Here is an 18,229-nt window from a genome sequence, read left to right as displayed (position 1 = left end):
ATGCATACAAGGCACCAGACCAGCAACCCGACATCCGGCACACGCAGCTTGAGCCTGCCCTCGCGGGCGCTGAGCGCCGCGGCGCTGCTGCTGCTGGCCGGCTGCGCGACCATGACAAGCGAACAGGCTGCGATGCAGAGCGAGCCCGACCGGCAGCGCCACCCGGTCGACCTGCCGGATCCCTTTGCCGTGGTCGAGGAAGCCACCCGGCATCTGGGCAAGGCGCCGGAGCGCCATCCCGATGACAGCCGCCCGCCGCATCTGTGGGCGCGCGTGGTCGAGCGTTTTGATTTTTCCGAATGCCCGGCTGACAGCCGCGCCCAGCAGTGGGCCCGGTGGTACGGCGAACGCGACGACTACATGCAGCGCGTGCTTGACCGGGCCCGACCCTGGCTCTACGACATCGCCGGCGAACTCGAACGCCGCCAGCTGCCCGGCGAGCTGGCCCTGCTGCCAATCGTCGAGTCGGCTTACGATCCCTTTGCCTACTCGCACGGCCGGGCGGCGGGCACCTGGCAATTCGTCAGCGCGACCGCGCGCGAACGCGGCATCGAAATCAACGACTTCTACGACGGCCGGCGCGATGTCTGGGCCGCAACACGTGCGGCGCTGGACTACCTGGAATACCTGAACAACAAGTTCGGCGACTGGAACCTGGCCCTGGCGGCCTACAACGGCGGTCAGGGCCGGGTGCAGCGCGCCATTGCCCGCAACCGCCGGGCTGGCCGCGCGACCGACTGGCACGCGCTTCCGCTGCCTCGGGAGACGCTGGGCTACGTCCCCAAGCTCAACGGCCTGGGCTGCCTGTTTGCCGACCCGGCACGCTATGGCTTCGAGCTGCCGGTGTGGGATAACCGGCCGCAGATCGCGCGCGTCGAGCTCGATGGCCCGGTGGATATCGTCGCCCTGTCGGCGGCTGCCGATATCGACATCGCCGAGCTGGTCGCCATCAATCCCGGGCTTAACGGCCACCTGACACCACCCGGCGGACCACACCACCTGATGGTGCCGGCCACAAGCGCCGACCGGGTTCGCGACCTGCTCGGCGAATTGAATGCCGAAGACATGATCGTGTGGCGTGAAGTCCGGGTGCGTCGGGGTGACACGCTCTCGCACCTGGCCCGCCGGCACAACACGACGGTGCGCGCGCTGCGCGAGGCCAATCACCTCCAGAGCGATTTCCTCAAAGTCGGCCAGAAACTGCGTCTGGCCGACAACGGCCGCACACCCGCCAACTCAGCCCATGCCGAGCGCTACGCGCAGCTGGAACGCCTGCAGCAGCGGCTGCTGCCGACCAAGCGCTTTCAGCACCAGGTCCGACCCGGCGAAAGCCTGTGGATCATTGCCCAGCGCTACGGCGTCACCGTCGACGAGCTGCAGCGCTGGAACGGGCTCAGCGGCAGGAGTCTGATTCGTCCCGGCGACCGCATTCTGGTCAACATGAGCCAGCCCGGTACTGCACAGACGCGCGAATACACGGTTCGGCGAGGCGACTCGCTGTGGACCATAGCCCGGCGCCATGACGTATCGGTTCGCGAGCTGATGCGCTGGAACGGACTCAACGAAGGCGCCATACTGCGCCCCGGACAGACGCTGACCATCCGTGGAGGCGGCAATGCATAATCTCTCGGCCCTCGTCTTTTTCGTCGCGGTGCTGTCCGTCTCGACTGCCGGAACGGCCGGCGATGAGGCGGTCAGTTTCACCGGTGAAATCGTCCAGGGAGGGCTGGTGATCGGTCAGGCTCCGGCGGGCAGCTCGGCCAGCGTGAACGGCGAGCCCGTCATGACCAGCAGAGAGGGTCGGTTCCTGCTGGCCTTCGAGCGCGAGCAGACCGATCCGACAGCGGTCGAAGTCACGCTGCCTGACGGCAGGCGCCTGAGCCAGGAGCTGAGCCCCGAGCCCCGCGAGTTCGATATCCAGCGCATCGATGGCCTGCCGCAGGAGCAGGTCACGCCGCCTGAAGCGGTGCTGAGCCGCATCCGCGACGACGCTCGCCTTGCCCGTCAGGCACGCGAACGCCGCGATCAGCGCAGCGATTGGGCTGACGGCTTCGACTGGCCCCTGACCGGCCCGATTACCGGCGTTTACGGCAGCCAGCGCATTCTCAATGGCCAGCCGCGCAATCCCCACTGGGGCATCGACATTGCTGCGCCCACCGGAACGCCGGTTCATGCCCCCGCGCCGGGGGTCGTGACCCTGGCGCATCCGGACATGTACTTCTCCGGCGCCACCCTGTTCATCGACCACGGCCACGGGCTGGTTTCGGCCTTTCTCCACCTCAGCGTGCTGCATTCCGAGGTTGGCGACGTTGTCGAACGCGGGCAGGTCATCGCCGAAGTCGGCGCGACCGGGCGCGCCACCGGCCCCCATCTGGACTGGCGAATGAACCTCGGTGACATTCGTATCGACCCCGCCCTGCTGCTCGACTGGAGCGAGAATCCGGATGCCGAAGCGCCCTGAAACCCGGCGTCAACACGCGTGCCGGCGCTGGCTGGCGCTCGCTGTCCTCTCCCTGGCGCTCGGTGGCTGCGTCACGACGGCGCCCCGCCCGAAGGCTGACGATGAGACCGCGGCCCGCTCTCCAGCAATCGAATACATCAGGAGCAGCCTGCCCGGCCACTGGGTCAGTGTCGCCCAAGAGGGCCTCCCCACCCGCTCGCTGATGATCGAGCCCAGAGCTTCTTCAGACGGCGATCAGCTGACCCTGGCGCTGCATCAGCGCAGCCGTGACGGCAGCCATTCACGACGCTATCGGCTGGAATTGAGACCCGCCGCGATGGACCACCGGCTCGAAGGGCGATTCACCCTGCTGGATGCCGGTGCGGCCGAGCGTCGCAGCTGCTCCATGCAGTTTCATCTGACCCGGCGCGCCCTGGTCGGCAGAACCGATCCGTCAGACTGCCGCTTCGGTGACGGCGAGAACACCGTCGGCCTGCTCAAGGAAATCGCCTTTGATGGCCACAGCCTGGACATTGCCGATCGCATCATTGATCCGGCCAGCGGAGACGCGCAGGGTGAAGATCGGATTGTCCGCTTTTTGCCGCAGCGGCAGTTCAGCGGCTGGCTGGGCGTGCGCGAAGGCGATCAGTGGCGGGTGGCGCGGGACTTCAGTGTCCAGACCGGAGCAACCGCCGAGCCTGTGGATGCCGCCAGCATGTCGCTGGGCGTGGTCCTTGAGCTGGCCTACCACCGCCTGACGCAGCCCGAGGAAGCCCTGCTGATGCGCCTGACCGTGAGCGACGGCGAAACCGGAGAAGTGCTCGCCGAGAGCTGGGCCGATCCGGGCTCGGCTCGGCTGGGCCTTGCCCTGCCCGAGCTGCAGGCCGGGCTGGTGGCCGAGCGCCCCTGACTATTATTCGCTGCGCCAGCCCGACGGCTGGCCATCAATGGGCTTGTAGCCGCCGTCAAGACCCTTGGTGGTGATCGCCACCGCGTTATGCGGGTGCAGGCTCTCGAAATGACGACAGCGCGCCCAGAAGTCGGTGACCCGATCCTGTGTCTCCAGCGCGGTCTGCACGCGCCGGGCCGCATCCTCACAGAACATGAGGTTCTGACCGTTGAGCAGCGCGAATGCCTGCTCGTCCTCGCGCTTGACGGCAGCCTGCACCGGTGTCTTGAGCGCATCTTCCACTGCGTCGATCATCTCCACGAAGGGAAACGCCTCGAAGCTGGGCGCCAGCTGCAAACGGATATCGGCCGCGCTGCGCTGGCTGTGCGGGGTGGCGACAATGCCCTTTTCGCTGCCGAGCCATTCCAGCACGGACTGTGCATCCACCGATTCGCGATCACCGAAGTCCTTGCGGAACTGATCCTGCACAAGCTGACGAGCCAGCGCCGCCGAGCAGGGACAGGTGCTTGAATAGGTCACCTGGAAGGCCATTTCCAGCGCGAACTCCTGCCCCTTGAGGTTGGCGATCAGGCTGATTGGATAACGTTTCCAGCCGCTGTTGTCGCTGACCAGCGACGGACGCCGCAGCATGTAGTCGAAATCAAGGCGCACCATGGCGCGCGAGCTGAGCTCTTCGTGGGAGGCAAGAAAGTCGCGCAACAGATGGCGCAGCAGAGCTGGCGTGACGGTGTGCTCCGCCAGCGCCTGATCCAGGTGCAGATACAGCCGCGACATGTGGATGCCACGCTTTTCCGCCTGCCCGAGATCCACAAAGGCACTGATCCGCGCCGTGGTCTGTACATGCCGACCGTCACTGGCATCGAGCAAAACCGGCATCTCGATGGTATTCATGCCCACCCAGTCGAGTGTTCCTCCGACCTGCGCCTGGGCATGGCTGGCAACGTCCGGCATATTTGCGAGTCTGGATTGATCTTTCATGAATTTCTCTGCTGCGTGCGTAGAAGGACTCCACTCATCAAGTGGGGGCGATGGTATTGCGAAGCAACATTGAACGCCATGGGTGATCAAGGGCCCGTGAAATCCGCCGCGCACCCAGCCGACCGCTGCGCCGTTGAACCGCTGGGCCATCCGATCTGACCCCGAGCGCCGCGCGCCCCGACGGTGACACAAAAAAAAGCCCGGACGCATGCCGGGCTTGCAAACACTTGATTTGATTGGTCGGAGCGGCGAGATTCGAACTCGCGACCCCCACAACCCCATTGTGGTGCGCTACCAGGCTGCGCCACGCTCCGACCGAAAGCTGCTTGGGGTTAAAGCGTCTATTTTACCTTCAATTGACCAGAAAATGCCACGGGTTTGCGGGCAAAAGGATGAACCTACCGAAGACACTGAATACACTGAGAAAAACGCGAATCATCCATCTGCAACCATCTCCCGTTGCAATTGCGTGCTCTCCCGGGCATTCCATGGCTTATTGGTTCTAGCGGCGCAGGACGTGAAGAATTTCCTCCAGTTCAACGCGCACCTGCCGCACCAGCTGCTGGCTGCGCAAGACGTCATTCTGCGCGGTGTCGCCTTCCAGCCGCTGACGCGCGCCCTGAATGGTGAAGCCCTGCTCGTGGAGCAGGCTGCGAATCTGACGCACCGTCAGCACATCGTGACGCTGATAATAGCGACGATTGCCGCGGCGCTTGACCGGCTTGAGCTGGGGAAACTCCTGCTCCCAGTAACGCAGCACATGGGGCTTGACCGCACACAGCTCGCTGACCTCGCCAATGGTGAAGTAGCGCTTCGCCGGTATCGGCGGCAGCTCCTGGTTACTCCGCGGATCCAGCATATGCCTCCACTCTTGCTCGCAGTTTCTGTCCGGGTTTGAACGTCACGACACGTCGCGCGGAAATCGGAATTTCCTCGCCGGTCTTCGGGTTGCGCCCCGGTCTCTGGCTCTTGTCGCGCAGCTGAAAGTTGCCAAAACCCGACAGCTTGACGTTATCGCCATCCTCGAGCGCCTGACGAATGGTCTCGAACCAGGCATCCACGAACTCCTTGGCTTCGCGCTTGTTGAGACCGACCTCGTCGAACAGCGCGGAAGCCAGATCAGCTTTGGTTAACGACATCCCCTTTTCAACCTCTCAATCTGGCACCGAAGCGACTCTCGAGATCGGCCAGCACTGTCTTGAGCAGGGCATCGACCTCGCCGTCCTTTAGAGTGCGCGAAACATCGCGCAAAATCAAGCCAATAGCCAGGCTTCTGAACCCGGATTCAATTCCTTTGCCGCGGTACTGATCGAACACGATGCAGTCTTCGAGCAGGCCACCGGCCGAGGCACGAATGCTCTCCAACAGGCTCGCGGCAGTAAACTCGTCGGCCACCACGATGGCGATATCACGCCGGACCGCGGGATAGCGGCCGCTGTCGCGATGTTCGGGCAGACGGCGCGGAGACACCCGCTCGCCGTCCAGCTCGGCCACGAAAACAGGCTGATCAAGTTCGAGGCGCTCGTTCAACCCCGGGTGCAGCTGACCAAGCCAGCCAACCTGATTGCCATCGATCAGCAAGGCTGCCGCCTGGCCCGGGTGCAGCCAAGGCAGCTCGATACGCTCGAAAGCCACCTTGCCGGCAATCGCATTGAACGCCAGCAGGTGTTCGATTTCCCCCTTGAGGTCGAAGAAGTCGACCGAGCGCGGTGCATCGCTGAAATGCTCCGGATGAACATTGCCGGTCAGCAACAACCCGAGGCGCCAGGTTTCTTGCAGATTCTCGCCGCCGGTCTGCCGGAAGCAGTGGCCGGTCTCGAACAGCCCAAAAGAGGCAATCTGCCGGCGCAGGTTACGGCCAGCGACCTTGATCAGGCCGGGCAGCAGGCTGGTGCGCAGCACCGCCATCTCGCGGCTGAGCGGATTGGCCAGCGGCTGTGCGCCCTCGCCCATGGACAGGGCATCGAGCTCATCCTGGCTGACAAAGCTCCAGGCGATCACTTCCTGCAGACCGCGCGCGGCCAGCTGCTCGCGCAGGCTGCGCTCGGTGGTACGCGTCTCCACGGGTGCCTTGACGATAATCTCGCCGCCCGGGTGCCGAATCGGCAAACGATCGTAACCATGGATGCGGGCGACTTCTTCGATCAGGTCAGCCTCGATCGCGATGTCACGCCGGGCGCTGGGCGCAACCACGCGGAAGACGCCATCGTCCTCCGAAACGCTCATGCCCAGACGCTCGAGAATGGCGCGCACCTCAGCGCCCGAAAGCTTGCTTTCGAGCAGCTGGTTGAGGCGGTTCAGGCGCAGCTCGACCGCCTCGGACACGGGCAGTTGATCATCACTGCGCGCCTCGACGATCGGGCCGGCGCGCCCGCCGGCAATCTCCAGGATCAACGCGGTCGCCCGCTCGGTCGCCAGGCGCTGCAGCTGCGGGTCAACGCCGCGCTCGAAACGATGAGCCGATTCGGTCGACACTCCCAGGCGACGGGCCCGGCCGCTGATCGTGGTCGGATTGAACCAGGCCGACTCAAGCAGGATATCGCGAGTGTCGTCACTCACTGCCGACTCGGCGCCGCCCATCACGCCGGCGATTGCCAGCGCTTGCTGATGGTCAGCGATCACCAGCATGTCCGCATCGAGGTCGACCTCCTGTCCGTCAAGCAGGGTGATCTTCTCGCCCCTGTCAGCGCGGCGCACGCGAATACCGTCGACGATACGGTCGAGATCGAAAGCGTGCATCGGCTGACCCAGCTCGAGAAGCACATAATTGGTCACGTCGATGATCGGGCCAAGGCTGCGGATGCCTGAGCGACGCAGGCGCTCGACCATCCACAGCGGCGTTGCCGCATTGACGTTCACGCCCTCGATGACCCGCCCCAGATAACGCGGGCAATCCTCGGGCGCCAGCAGCTCGATCTGCACACGGCGCTCGCTGGTGGCGGGCACCGGATCGATGTCGGCCATGCGCATCGGTGTTTCAGTGATGGCCGCCAACTCGCGCGCCAGGCCGCGCAGCGACAGGCAATCAGCACGGTTGGGCGTGAGGTCGATTTCCAGAATGTGGTCGTCGAGCTGCAGATACTCGGACAAGGCCCGGCCAACCGGCGCATCGGCGGGCAGCTCCATCAGGCCATCCGCTCCCTCACCCAGGCCCAGCTCCGGCTCGGAGCACAACATGCCTTCTGAACCGACACCGCGCAGTTTTGCCGGCTTGATCTTCAAACCGCCGGGGAGCTTCGTGCCGAGCGTGGCCAGCGGTGCCTTGAGGCCCTCGCGGGCGTTGGGCGCGCCACAGACAATGGTGCGTTCTTCACTGTCGCCGATGACGCGACACACGCGCAGACGGTCGGCGTCGGGATGCGCTTCGACCGCGATGATTTCAGCCACCACCACGCCGTCGAGCGGTGGAGCCACGGCCTCGATGGAATCGACTTCCAGCCCGGCGAGGGTGAAACGCTCGGCCAGTTCTTCGGCGCTCAGGCCCGAATCCACGCATTCAGCGAGCCAGCGATGACTGATCTTCATGCAGATCCCCTCATGGAATTTGCCCTAGCGAAACTGACGCAGGAAACGCAGGTCGTTGTCAAAAAACAGGCGCAGGTCGTCGACGCGATAACGCAGCATGGCGAAGCGCTCGACGCCCAGGCCGAAAGCGTAGCCGGTGAATTCCTCCGGATCGACGCCACAGTTGCTCAGAACATTGGGGTGCACCATGCCGCAGCCGAGCACTTCCAGCCAGTCGCCGGTGGTGCCGTCCGGATGGCGCCAGCGCACGTCGACCTCGGCCGAGGGTTCGGTAAAGGGGAAATAGGAGGGCCGCAGTCGCATCTCGAGCTCGTCTTCGAAGAACGCGTTGACGAAATCCGACAGCATCCCTTTCAGATCGGCGAAGGCCACGCCACGATCGACCAGCAGGCCTTCGACCTGATGAAACTGCGGCGTGTGCGTCTGATCCGAGTCGGAGCGAAACACCCGGCCCGGGGCGACAATGCGCACCGGTGCACCTCGCTCCTGCATCACGCGGATCTGCACCGGCGAGGTATGCGTGCGCAACAGGTGACCGTCCGGCAAGTAGAACGTGTCGTGCATCGCCCGCGCCGGATGATGAGGCGGAAAGTTCAGCGCCTCGAAATTGTAATGGTCGTTCTCGACCTCCGGCCCGGTTGCAACCTCGAAACCAAGCCGCTGAAAAATGTCGAGCAGACGATCGAGCGCACGATTGACCGGATGAACTCCGCCAGGATCAACCGCGCGTCCCGGCAGCGTGACGTCGATGGTTTCTTCGCTCAGGCGGGCTTCAAGGCGTTCACGGGCCAGCACATCGCCGCGTTCGGCAATGGCCTGTTCCAGCGTCTGCTTGCCACGATTGATCTGTTGTCCTGCCTCACGCCGCTGCTCAGGCGGCAGCTGGCCCAGCGTCTTGAGCTGTGCGGTGAGCGCCCCCTTCTTGCCGAGAAAGCGCACCCGGACATCGTCCAGGCTGCGCTCGCTCTCGGCGCTGGCGACCTGCTCGAGGGCGTCCTCGAGCAGGTTCTGCAATGCCGGCTTGCTCATGCTCAGCCCAGGCTGGACTGAGCTTTCTCGGCCAGCGTCTTGAATGCGGCCTTGTCATGCACGGCGAGGTCGGCCAGAACCTTGCGGTCGATGGCGATTTCAGCACGCTTGAGGCCGTTGATGAAACGGCTGTAGGACAGGCCATGCTGGCGCGCCGCAGCGTTGATGCGCTGAATCCACAGGCTGCGGAAATCGCGCTTGCGTTGACGCCGGTCACGGTAGCTGTACTGACCGGCCTTGATGACGGCCTGTTTGGCTACGCGGTAGGTTTTGCGACGCGCGCCGTAATAGCCCTTGGCCCGGCTGAGCACCTTGCGGTGGCGACGGCGGGCGATGACACCTCGTTTGACTCTTGCCATGATCGCTCTCCTTAAAGCTTGGGCAGCATTTGACGCACGGCTTTTTCATCCGCGCGATCGACCAGGGTGCTGGACCGCAGGCGCCGCTTGCGCTTGGGGTCCTTCTTGGTGAGGATATGGCTATGGAAGGCGCGTTTGCGCTTGATGCGCCCGCTACCCGTCGCCCGGAAGCGCTTGGCCGCGCCCCGATTGCTCTTCATCTTCGGCATTGTGCTATCTCCATTTGTTTTACCTTCGTGCAGCGGCGCCCGGGCCGTCCGGGCAACGCTTGTGCGAGCTGCATTCCGGCTAGTTGTAGGCGGCAGCCTTCGCTTGCCGCCGGTTTCAGCGTTCGCTTCTGGCAGACCTGCCCGGTCAGGTGTTCTTTCTTGGTGAAAGCACCATGACCATCTGCCGGCCTTCCATGCGCGGCCGCTGTTCCACGACCGTTTCTTCGATCATGTCCTGTTCGACCCGCTGGAGCAGGTCACGACCCAGATCCTGATGCGCCATTTCCCGACCACGGAAGCGCAGGGTAACCTTGACCTTGTCGCCTTCCTCGATGAACCGGCGCAGATTGCGCATCTTGACATTGTAGTCGTGATCATCGGTTCCCGGACGGAACTTCACTTCCTTGAGCTGAGTCTGCTTCTGTTTCTTGCGCGCCATCTGTGCCTTCTTGGACTGCTCGAAGCGGTACTTGCCCCAGTCCATGATGCGACAGACAGGCGGACTGGCCTGTGGCGCGATTTCAACAAGGTCCATGCCCTCCTCCTCGGCACGGACCAACGCATCCCTGACTCCCATCACCCCGATCTGTTCACCGTCAGAACCCACCACGCGGATTTCGCGCGCCGTGATGTCTTCGTTGCGTCGGGTCTTCTTATCTGTTGCGATGTGTGCTGCTCCTTCGTGAACTCAATACAAGTGAATCATCAATTATCGGCGATAGGGCCACGCCGTGTCACCTCTTCGGACAATCGCGCGACCAAGTCGTTGATCGACATGGCACCGAGGTCGGTTCCGTCGCGCAAGCGTACCGCCACCTGGCGATTTTCGACCTCGCGATCGCCCACGACCAGCAGATACGGAATCTTCTCGAGGGTGCGGCCGCGAATTTTATAGCCGATCTTCTCGTTGCGCAAGTCCGACTCGACGCGAAAACCCTGCTGTTTCAGGGTGTTGGTCAGCTCGCGGACGTAATCCGCCTGGGCGTCGGTGATGTTCATCACCACCGCCTGTACCGGCGCCAGCCACAGCGGCAGATCGCCGGCATGGTGTTCGATCAGCACGCCGATAAAGCGCTCGATCGAGCCCAGAATTGCGCGGTGCAGCATGACCGGCACGCGGCGTTCGCCGTGCTCGTCAATGTACTCCGCACCCAGCCTTCCGGGCATGGAAAAGTCGACCTGCATGGTACCGCACTGCCAGACCCGGCCGATGCAGTCGGTCAGCGAAAACTCGATCTTGGGGCCGTAGAAAGCGCCCTCGCCCGGCTGCAGTTCGTATTCGATATCGGCCGCCTCGAGGGCGTCGGCCAGCGCCTTTTCGGCCTTGTCCCAGACCTCGTCGGAGCCAACCCGCTTTTCCGGGCGCGTCGAGAGTTTGACCGCCACGTCGGTAAAACCGAAATCGTTGTAGACCTCGAAGACCAGCTGGTTGAAGGCCAGCACCTCCTCGCGAATCTGGTCTTCGGTGCAGAAGATATGGGCATCATCCTGCACGAAATTGCGCACCCGCATCAAGCCGTGGAGCGCGCCCGAGGGCTCGTTGCGATGGCAGGAGCCGAACTCGGCCATGCGCAGCGGCAGGTCGCGATAGCTCTTGAGGCCCTGATTGAAGACTTGCACATGGGCCGGGCAGTTCATCGGCTTGATCGCATAGACGCGGTCTTCCGACGAGGTGATGAACATGTCATCGCCAAAGTTTTCCCAGTGGCCGGATTTCTCCCACAGGCTGCGATCGATGATCGAAGGCGTGTGGATTTCCTGATAATCGGCCTTGCGCAGCCGCTCACGAATATAATTCTGCAGCGCCAGGTAGATGCGCCAGCCACGGTCATGCCAGAACACCATGCCGGGCGATTCGGGCTGAATGTGATACAGATCCAGGCGCGCACCGAGCTTGCGGTGGTCGCGCTTCTCGGCCTCCTCAAGGCGCTTGAGATAGGCCTTGAGCTGCTTCTTGTCCGGCCAGGCCGTGCCGTAGATGCGCTGCAGCATCTCGTTGTCGGAGTCACCGCGCCAGTAGGCTCCGGCCAGCTTGGTCAGCTTGAAAGCACCAAGCTTTCCGGTCGAGGGCACGTGCGGCCCGCGGCACAGGTCGATGAAGTCGCCCTGACGATACAGCGACAACGTCTCCTCGGCAGGAATGTCTTCGATGATGCGGGCCTTGTATTCTTCGCCCTGTTCGCGAAAGAACTCAATCGCCTCATCGCGCCCCATTACCGAGCGCTCGACCGCCAGGTCCTCGGCGACGATTTTCGCCATTTCCTTCTCGATCTTCTCGAGATCCTCGGGATGAAAGGGCTCTTCGCGCGCAAAATCGTAGTAGAAGCCGTCATCGACGACCGGCCCGATGGTGACCTGGGTCTCGGGAAACAATCGCTTGACCGCCTGCGCCATCAGATGCGCGGTGGAGTGCCGGATCATGTCCAGGCCCTCTTCATCGCGCGCGGTGATGATGCGCAGATCAGCGTCGCGATCGATCCTGAAGCCGACATCCACCAGCTCACCCTCGACCTCACCGCCGAGCGCCGCCCTGGCCAGGCCCGGGCCAATGGACGCGGCCACCTCATGTACTGTCACCGGGTGATCGAAATCCTTCCGGCTACCGTCTGGAAGCGTAATCTGAACCATGGTTGCGAATTCTACCGTCACTCAGCCCCGAAGGTTGGGGCAAATTCCGCAAATTTGAAGGTTTGGCGGCCATGCAGCAAGCCCCGGCTTCGATACCGGGTCGATGCGGGTGGGCGCGCTTCAGTTCGACGCAGTGGCGAGGCCTTCAGCGCGCCCACCCGCATCGACCCTGCCCGTGCAGCCAGCTTGGCTGCGCAAACCAGGCCCCATAAGGCTAACCGCGGCAAAAGAACATTTGGATCAGCGGTAACCCCCTGCAAATCAAGTCCGGTGGCAAACTCCCTCCGGCCCCGAAAGCACGCGCCGGATCGACCTCAAACCCACTATCGAACCGAAATGCTTTCCAGGGTTTTCTGAATTCGTCGATTTCGGTGACGCGCGGAGCGGAGCAACCGCAGTGTGCCTTTATGGCACATGAGGATTGCGAGCACCGAACGGCTCCGAAAGCGGCGGATTCAGGGAGGACTGGAAAGCATTCGGTGGTGGGCGATGCTGGATTCGAACCAGCGACCTCTGCCATGTCAAGACAGCGCTCTAACCAACTGAGCTAATCGCCCCTAACATCAAAGCCGGGTAGTTTACTCGAATTTCCCGTTTGCAACAAGCATCGGGCCCATTTACCGGCTCGAAGCCGGCATTGTCACCGCTCCGGTCAAACCCTCACGCCTGCAGCGCTTCACCGAGCGACGATGCTGCGGCTTGGTAAAATAGCGGGTTTTCCAGACTCCGGTATGACATGTCCGAGCGTTTCTCCGTATTCAATCCGCCCCGCGACGGCGATGGTCGCATCGACTGGCCACTGCTCGAAAGCCTGCCGCTGGCGCTCGCCGTCTCGAACTATGCCGCGCGCAAGGGCGGGCCGGTGCTGGTTGCAGTAGCCGACGGTTATGCTGCACGCAGCCTGCGCGACGACATCAATCAGCTCGGATCGGTGACCGCCGAGCTGTTTCCGGACTGGGAGATTCTGCCCTATGATCTCTACTCGCCCCACCCCGACCTGATCTCGCGGCGCTTGGAGCTGCTGGCGCGGCTACCGGGGATGGACTCGGGCGTGGTCATCGCGCCGATCACCGCGCTGATGCAGCGCCTGCCGCCGGTCGCCTGGGTGCAGGGCCAGAGCCTGGATCTGGCGCTGGGTCAACGCATCGACAGCAACGCTTTTCGCGGCCAGCTGCACGCGGCCGGCTACCAGACGACCGAGCAGGTCTGGCAGCCCGGTCAGTTCGCCGTGCGTGGCGCAGTCATGGACCTGTGGCCGATGGGGCGCCCGGAGCCTTATCGCCTCGAGCTGTTCGACGATGAAATCGAGTCGCTTCGCACCTTCGATGCCGAAAGTCAGCGCTCGACCGGCAAGATCGATCGCATCGACATGCTGCCGGCGCGCGAATACCCTTTCGACGAGGACAGCCGCCAGATCTTCCGGCGCGCCTTCCGCAACCGCTTCGATGTCGACCTGAGGCGCGCCCTGCCCTATCAAGAGGTCGGGGAGGGCTACCACAGCCAGGGCCTGGAGCAATACCTGCCGCTGTTCTACGACTCGACCGCGAGCCTGACCGATTACCTGCCGAGCCCTCACCGCCTGGTGCTTCTGCCCGGCGTCGTGGAGGCAGCGCAGGAGTATTGGCGCGAAATCGAGCATCGGCACGAGCAGCGCCGCGGCGATATCGAGCGGCCGATACTCGACCCCGGCGAGCTTTTCATCCCGGCCGGCGACCTGGCGCGCACCATGGAGGCCGATGCCACTGTGCGCGTCACGCGCCGCAAGCCGGCCGCCGAAGTGATCGCCCCGGCGCCGACCCTCGATCTGGATGCCGACACCGAAGCGGCCACGGGCAAGCTTCGCGACATGCGCGACCGGGTGCTGATTGCTGCCGACACAGCCGGCCGCCGCGAGTTGATTCACGACGCCCTGCGCGCCGGCGGCCTGCCGCCCAGACCGCTCGATTCCTGGTCGGCGTTCGTCAGCGGCGATGATGCGCTGGCGGTGACCGTCATGCCGGTCTCGGGCGGTTGTCGCCTGGGCGAGCGCGGCATCACCGTGCTGACCGAAAGCGAACTGTTCCCCGGGCACGCCCGCACCATTCAGCGCGAGCGCCGCAGCGGCCAGGACCCCGAATCGATGATCAAGAGCCTGGCTGACCTGCAGCCCGGCGCGCTGATCGTGCACCTGGAGCACGGCATCGGCCGCTACCTGGGGCTGGAAGTACTCGACGCCGGCGACACCACCGCCGAATACCTGTGCCTGGAGTATGCCGGCGGCGACAAACTCTACGTGCCGGTCACCGATCTGCACCTGGTCAGCCGCTATACCGGAGTCGACCCGGAGCTGGTGGCCCTGCACAAGCTCGGCTCCGAGCGCTGGCAGCGCACCCGCCGCAAGGCCGCCGAAAAGGTGCGCGACGCCGCCGCCGAGCTGCTCAACCTGCAGGCCCGCCGCGCCGCCCGCCAGGGCCAGAGCTTCGAGATCGAGCGCGGGCTGTATGCGCGCTTTGCCGCCGGCTTCGAATACGAGGAAACCGACGACCAGCAGGAAGCCATCGACGCGGTGCTCGATGACCTGGCTTCGAGCGAGCCGATGGACCGCGTGGTCTGCGGCGACGTCGGCTTCGGCAAGACTGAAGTCGCCCTGCGCGCGGCTTTTGTGGTCGCCAACTCCGGCCGCCAGGTCGCGATGCTGGCACCCACCACCCTGCTGGCCGAGCAGCACTACCGCAATTTCGCCGACCGCTTTGCCGACTGGCCGATCAACGTGCGCCTGCTCTCGCGCACCGGCGCGGCCGCCGGCAAGACGCTGGAAGGCCTGGGCGACGGCACCGTCGACATCGTCATCGGCACCCACCGCCTGCTGCAGAAAGACATCCGCTTCAAGGATCTGGGCCTGGTGGTAGTCGACGAGGAGCAGCGTTTCGGTGTGCGCCAGAAAGAACGGCTCAAGGCGCTGCGCGCCGAGGTCGACCTGCTGACGCTGACCGCCACGCCCATTCCGCGCACGCTCAACATGTCGATGGCCGGCCTGCGCGAGATGTCGATCATCGCCACCCCGCCGGCCCGGCGCCTGGCGGTTCGTACCTTTGTTTCCGAGTGGGACTCGACCACGATTCGCGACGCCGTAACGCGCGAGTTCCAGCGCGGCGGACAAGTCTACTTCCTGCACAACGAAGTGCGCACCATGGCGCGCCAGGTCGCTGAGCTCGAAGAGATGTTTCCCGGTGCGCGCATCGGCATGGCGCACGGACAGATGCCGCCCGGCGAGATGGAAAAGACCATGCGCGACTTCTACTCGCGCCGTATCAACCTGCTGGTGTGCTCCACGATCATCGAAAACGGCATCGATGTACCCACGGCCAACACCATCATCATCAACCGCGCCGACAAGTTCGGCCTGGCCCAGCTTCACCAGCTCAGGGGTCGCGTTGGGCGCTCACACCACCTCGCCTACGCCTACCTGATCTCCCCGCCGTGGAAAACGCTCACGCGCGACGCAAAGAAGCGGCTGGAAGCGATCCAGTCGCTCGAAGAATTGGGCGCAGGCTTCACCCTGGCCAGCCACGACCTGGAAATCCGCGGCGCCGGCGAACTGCTGGGCGAAGACCAGTCCGGCCAGATCGAGGCGATCGGTTTCTCGCTCTACTCCGACCTGCTCAACCGCGCCGTCGAAGCGCTGAAGAGCGGCGAGGAGCCGGATCTCGACGAGCCGATGTCGATCACCAGCGAGGTCGACATGCACATCACGGCCATGATTCCCGAAGGCTATCTGCCCGACGTCCATCAGCGCCTGGTGCTATACAAGCGCATCAGTCAAGCCGACACGACCCAAAGGCTCCACAACCTGCAGGTGGAAATGATCGACCGCTTCGGCCTGCTGCCGGCCGAGGTAAAGAATCTTTTCGCCACCGCCGAGCTGCGGCTGCGCGCGAAGAAGCTGGGCATGAAACGGCTCGAGGTCGGCCCCGCCGGCGGCCGCCTCGAATTTCAGGCCAGGCCCGATATCGACATGGGCGAACTTTTGAAGATGATTCAGAAGGAGTCCCACACCTTCGAGCTGCCCGCCAACGACAGATTGCGCATCAAGGGCGAATTCGAGGAAGTCGAAGACCGCTTCCACCTGGCCGAGGAACTCCTCGAGCGCCTGGCGCCGGAGACACGTGCGGCGGCTTGAGCATTGATTTGAAAAGCCCTTGACCGCAAAGAAAGCAAGGCAAGAAGGGGAGTGGGAAAAACCGATAACCCACGGACGGGACGCCCCGGAATTACATGCGAAACTCACGAACCAAGCTCTTTTCCGTGATTTTCCGGGTCTTCCGTGGTTCCGTTGTCCTGAGCATTTCTGGTGCCCTTTACGGTTGTAGCGCCCCGTGCTCAGGGCTTTATCATTATCATTATCATTAACTTGGCAACAATTCAGAGTGCACCCGGCCAGGTTGTTGAAGCCTGATCACCTGCCGGCCATGTCACAAGCAGAATTGCTTTCGCCTGTCACTCTGTTGCAGAATCAGGTGAAAACTGACGCAATATTTGAGGGAGCAACATGGATATCGGCGTGTGGATCAGCCTGGGACTCTATTTTATCTTGATGCTCGGCATCGGCTTTTATGCCATGCGCCAGGCGACCTCGTCGTCGGAAGAGTATCTGCTGGCCGGCCGTAACCTGAACCCGGCCGTGGCCGCGCTGTCGGCCGGCGCGTCGGACATGAGCGGCTGGTTGCTGCTGGGCCTGCCCGGTGCGATCTTCATCTCCGGCCTGCACGAAGCCTGGATCGGTGTGGGCCTGTGGTGCGGTGCGCTGATCAACTGGATCGTGGTCGCTCCCCGTCTGCGCGAGCAGACCCGACGCTATGACAATGCCCTGACCATTCCGGCGTTCCTCTCCAGCCGCTTCCCGACCCGCGCACAGTCGCTGCGGATACTTTCGGCGATCGTGATCGTGATCTTCTTTGCGGTCTACACCGCCTCGGGGCTGGTCGCCGGCGGCAAGCTGTTCGATATGGCCTTCAGCGACGTGTTTTCATTCAGCGGGCTCACCGATTATCAGATCGGCATCTGGCTGACGCTCATCATCGTGCTCGGCTACACCTCTCTGGGCGGCTTTCTTGCCGTGAGCATGACCGACTTCGTTCAGGGCTGCATCATGATGCTGGCGCTGATCGTCATGCCGCTGGTCGTGCTTTATGGCGAAGGTGGCGGCGGACTCTCGCAGGCAACGGAAACATTGTCAGATCCTGCCATCGCCGAAGGTTATCTCACCTGGACACACGGCCTGGGCTTCATCGCCTGGCTGTCGGCGGTGGCCTGGGGCCTGGGCTATTTCGGCCAGCCGCACATCATCGTGCGCTTCATGGCGGTGCGCTCCGTCAGGGAAGTCGCCACGGCGCGCAATATCGGCATGTCGTGGATGTTCGTTTCCCTGACCGGCGCCATTGCCATGGCCATTTTCGGCCGCGCCTATGCCATCCGCAACGGCCTGGATATCGGTGACCCGGAAACGATCTTCATCGTGCTGGCCAACCTGCTGTTCCATCCGCTCATCACCGGGTTTCTGTATGCCGCCCTGCTGGCCGCGGTGATGAGCACCATTTCCAGCCAGCTGCTGGTGGCATCGTCCTCACTGACCGAGGACTTCTACCGCCTGTTTCTGCGCAAGGAAGCCACCGAGCGCGAAACGGTGACAGTCAACCGCGTGTGCGTGGTGCTGGTCGGGCTGGTGGCCGCGTTCATCGCCCGCGACCCCAACTCACAGGTTCTCGGGCTGGTCAGCCACGCCTGGGCCGGATTCGGCGCCGCCTTCGGGCCGATGATCCTGCTCTCGCTTACCTGGTCACGCATGTCGGGTACCGGCGCGGTGGCCGGGCTGGCCGTTGGCGCCGCCACCATCATTGTCTGGATTGCTGCGGGCTGGAATCAGGACTTCTTCGGGCTCGGCGGCGTGTACGAAATCATCCCGGGCTTCGTTTTCTCGCTGCTGGCAATCTTTGTCGTCAGCCGATTGACCGAGACCCGGAACGAGTTTCGCGCGGGCGACAGACAGCCATCGACCCAAGCCTGAGCGGCCGGGCATCTGCAGCAACAGCGGCAACGGCGGGCCAACGGGCCCGCTGGCCGCCGGCGTTAGAGCAACACCGGTTGGCATTGAAGCGTAGTCAACCCGAAAACC

General features: G+C 63.6%; 14 protein-coding genes and 2 tRNA genes. 5 read left to right on the top strand and 11 right to left on the bottom strand.

Annotation, left to right across the window (positions count from 1 at the left end; translation table 11 throughout):
* From ACEWQ0_RS06480 to ACEWQ0_RS06470, 3 genes are read left to right on the top strand one after another with little or no spacing between them, the layout of a single operon-like run.
* On the top strand, positions 1 to 1,623 hold the full coding sequence (locus tag ACEWQ0_RS06480) for a lytic transglycosylase (RefSeq protein ID WP_476483101.1): 1,623 nt from the start codon (positions 1 to 3) through the stop codon (positions 1,621 to 1,623).
* Positions 1,616 to 2,461, top strand: a complete 846-nt coding sequence (locus ACEWQ0_RS06475; RefSeq protein ID WP_476484875.1) for a M23 family metallopeptidase — start codon at positions 1,616 to 1,618, stop codon at positions 2,459 to 2,461. Before ACEWQ0_RS06480 ends, ACEWQ0_RS06475 begins: the two co-directional genes overlap by 8 nt.
* Positions 2,445 to 3,350 carry a hypothetical protein gene (locus ACEWQ0_RS06470; protein WP_476483099.1) on the top strand — a complete coding sequence of 302 codons (906 nt, stop codon included), beginning with the start codon at positions 2,445 to 2,447 and terminating at the stop codon, positions 3,348 to 3,350. Before ACEWQ0_RS06475 ends, ACEWQ0_RS06470 begins: the two co-directional genes overlap by 17 nt.
* Before the next feature lie 3 nt (positions 3,351 to 3,353).
* Here ACEWQ0_RS06470 and folE2 read toward each other — a convergent pair whose 3' ends face one another.
* The 11 genes from folE2 to ACEWQ0_RS06415 all read right to left on the bottom strand — a co-directional run bounded on the left by folE2 (position 3,354) and on the right by ACEWQ0_RS06415 (position 12,635).
* Positions 3,354 to 4,301 carry a GTP cyclohydrolase FolE2 gene (gene folE2 / locus ACEWQ0_RS06465; RefSeq protein ID WP_476483188.1) on the bottom strand — a complete coding sequence of 316 codons (948 nt, stop codon included), beginning with the start codon at positions 4,299 to 4,301 and terminating at the stop codon, positions 3,354 to 3,356.
* A gap of 264 nt (positions 4,302 to 4,565) precedes the next feature.
* A tRNA-Pro gene (locus ACEWQ0_RS06460) sits at positions 4,566 to 4,642 on the bottom strand.
* A 188-nt stretch (positions 4,643 to 4,830) separates the two neighbouring features.
* A complete protein-coding gene (locus ACEWQ0_RS06455; protein WP_476483098.1) occupies positions 4,831 to 5,187 on the bottom strand; it encodes a MerR family transcriptional regulator in 357 nt (118 codons plus the stop codon).
* Complete coding sequence (locus tag ACEWQ0_RS06450) at positions 5,168 to 5,467, bottom strand: integration host factor subunit alpha (RefSeq protein WP_476483097.1); 300 nt, start codon at positions 5,465 to 5,467, stop codon at positions 5,168 to 5,170. Before ACEWQ0_RS06450 ends, ACEWQ0_RS06455 begins: the two co-directional genes overlap by 20 nt.
* A gap of 7 nt (positions 5,468 to 5,474) precedes the next feature.
* On the bottom strand, positions 5,475 to 7,853 hold the full coding sequence (gene pheT / locus ACEWQ0_RS06445; protein WP_476483096.1) for a phenylalanine--tRNA ligase subunit beta: 2,379 nt from the start codon (positions 7,851 to 7,853) through the stop codon (positions 5,475 to 5,477).
* Positions 7,854 to 7,877: 24 nt separating this feature from the next.
* On the bottom strand, positions 7,878 to 8,882 hold the full coding sequence (gene pheS, locus ACEWQ0_RS06440; RefSeq protein WP_476483095.1) for a phenylalanine--tRNA ligase subunit alpha: 1,005 nt from the start codon (positions 8,880 to 8,882) through the stop codon (positions 7,878 to 7,880).
* A 2-nt stretch (positions 8,883 to 8,884) separates the two neighbouring features.
* Positions 8,885 to 9,241, bottom strand: coding sequence for a 50S ribosomal protein L20 (gene rplT / locus ACEWQ0_RS06435; protein ID WP_476484874.1), 357 nt, complete (start codon positions 9,239 to 9,241; stop codon positions 8,885 to 8,887).
* An 11-nt stretch (positions 9,242 to 9,252) separates the two neighbouring features.
* Positions 9,253 to 9,450 carry a 50S ribosomal protein L35 gene (rpmI, locus tag ACEWQ0_RS06430; RefSeq protein WP_476483093.1) on the bottom strand — a complete coding sequence of 66 codons (198 nt, stop codon included), beginning with the start codon at positions 9,448 to 9,450 and terminating at the stop codon, positions 9,253 to 9,255.
* Positions 9,451 to 9,595: 145 nt separating this feature from the next.
* Positions 9,596 to 10,117 carry a translation initiation factor IF-3 gene (gene infC / locus ACEWQ0_RS06425; protein WP_476483187.1) on the bottom strand — a complete coding sequence of 174 codons (522 nt, stop codon included), beginning with the start codon at positions 10,115 to 10,117 and terminating at the stop codon, positions 9,596 to 9,598.
* A 38-nt stretch (positions 10,118 to 10,155) separates the two neighbouring features.
* Complete coding sequence (thrS, locus tag ACEWQ0_RS06420) at positions 10,156 to 12,078, bottom strand: threonine--tRNA ligase (RefSeq protein ID WP_476484873.1); 1,923 nt, start codon at positions 12,076 to 12,078, stop codon at positions 10,156 to 10,158.
* A 480-nt stretch (positions 12,079 to 12,558) separates the two neighbouring features.
* Positions 12,559 to 12,635 (bottom strand) — tRNA-Val (locus ACEWQ0_RS06415).
* Positions 12,636 to 12,814: 179 nt separating this feature from the next.
* Between ACEWQ0_RS06415 and mfd the strand changes: the two genes are divergently transcribed.
* Complete coding sequence (gene mfd, locus ACEWQ0_RS06410) at positions 12,815 to 16,237, top strand: transcription-repair coupling factor (protein WP_476484872.1); 3,423 nt, start codon at positions 12,815 to 12,817, stop codon at positions 16,235 to 16,237.
* 369 nt (positions 16,238 to 16,606) lie between these two features.
* Entirely contained in the window at positions 16,607 to 18,121 is a 1,515-nt protein-coding gene (putP, locus tag ACEWQ0_RS06405; protein WP_476484871.1) for a sodium/proline symporter PutP, read from the top strand.
* Positions 18,122 to 18,229 lie beyond the last annotated feature (108 nt).

Source organism: Wenzhouxiangella sp. YN9 (assembly GCF_056324165.1).
The sequence above is the reverse complement of the archived record's forward strand: the minus strand, read 5'-3'. Positions and strand labels throughout refer to the sequence as shown.

Excerpts from the sequence above, each read along its gene's own strand:
- pheT (WP_476483096.1), bottom strand. The coding sequence starts at position 7,853 with ATGAAGATCAGTCATCGCTGGCTCGCTGAATGCGTGGATTCGGGCCTG.
- mfd (WP_476484872.1), top strand. The coding sequence starts at position 12,815 with ATGTCCGAGCGTTTCTCCGTATTCAATCCGCCCCGCGACGGCGATGGT.
- rpmI (WP_476483093.1), bottom strand. The coding sequence starts at position 9,450 with ATGCCGAAGATGAAGAGCAATCGGGGCGCGGCCAAGCGCTTCCGGGCG.
- putP (WP_476484871.1), top strand. The coding sequence starts at position 16,607 with ATGGATATCGGCGTGTGGATCAGCCTGGGACTCTATTTTATCTTGATG.
- ACEWQ0_RS06470 (WP_476483099.1), top strand. The coding sequence starts at position 2,445 with ATGCCGAAGCGCCCTGAAACCCGGCGTCAACACGCGTGCCGGCGCTGG.
- thrS (WP_476484873.1), bottom strand. The coding sequence starts at position 12,078 with ATGGTTCAGATTACGCTTCCAGACGGTAGCCGGAAGGATTTCGATCAC.
- pheS (WP_476483095.1), bottom strand. The coding sequence starts at position 8,882 with ATGAGCAAGCCGGCATTGCAGAACCTGCTCGAGGACGCCCTCGAGCAG.
- ACEWQ0_RS06450 (WP_476483097.1), bottom strand. The coding sequence starts at position 5,467 with ATGTCGTTAACCAAAGCTGATCTGGCTTCCGCGCTGTTCGACGAGGTC.
- folE2 (WP_476483188.1), bottom strand. The coding sequence starts at position 4,301 with ATGCCGGACGTTGCCAGCCATGCCCAGGCGCAGGTCGGAGGAACACTC.
- ACEWQ0_RS06480 (WP_476483101.1), top strand. The coding sequence starts at position 1 with ATGCATACAAGGCACCAGACCAGCAACCCGACATCCGGCACACGCAGC.
- ACEWQ0_RS06455 (WP_476483098.1), bottom strand. The coding sequence starts at position 5,187 with ATGCTGGATCCGCGGAGTAACCAGGAGCTGCCGCCGATACCGGCGAAG.
- ACEWQ0_RS06475 (WP_476484875.1), top strand. The coding sequence starts at position 1,616 with ATGCATAATCTCTCGGCCCTCGTCTTTTTCGTCGCGGTGCTGTCCGTC.
- rplT (WP_476484874.1), bottom strand. The coding sequence starts at position 9,241 with ATGGCAAGAGTCAAACGAGGTGTCATCGCCCGCCGTCGCCACCGCAAG.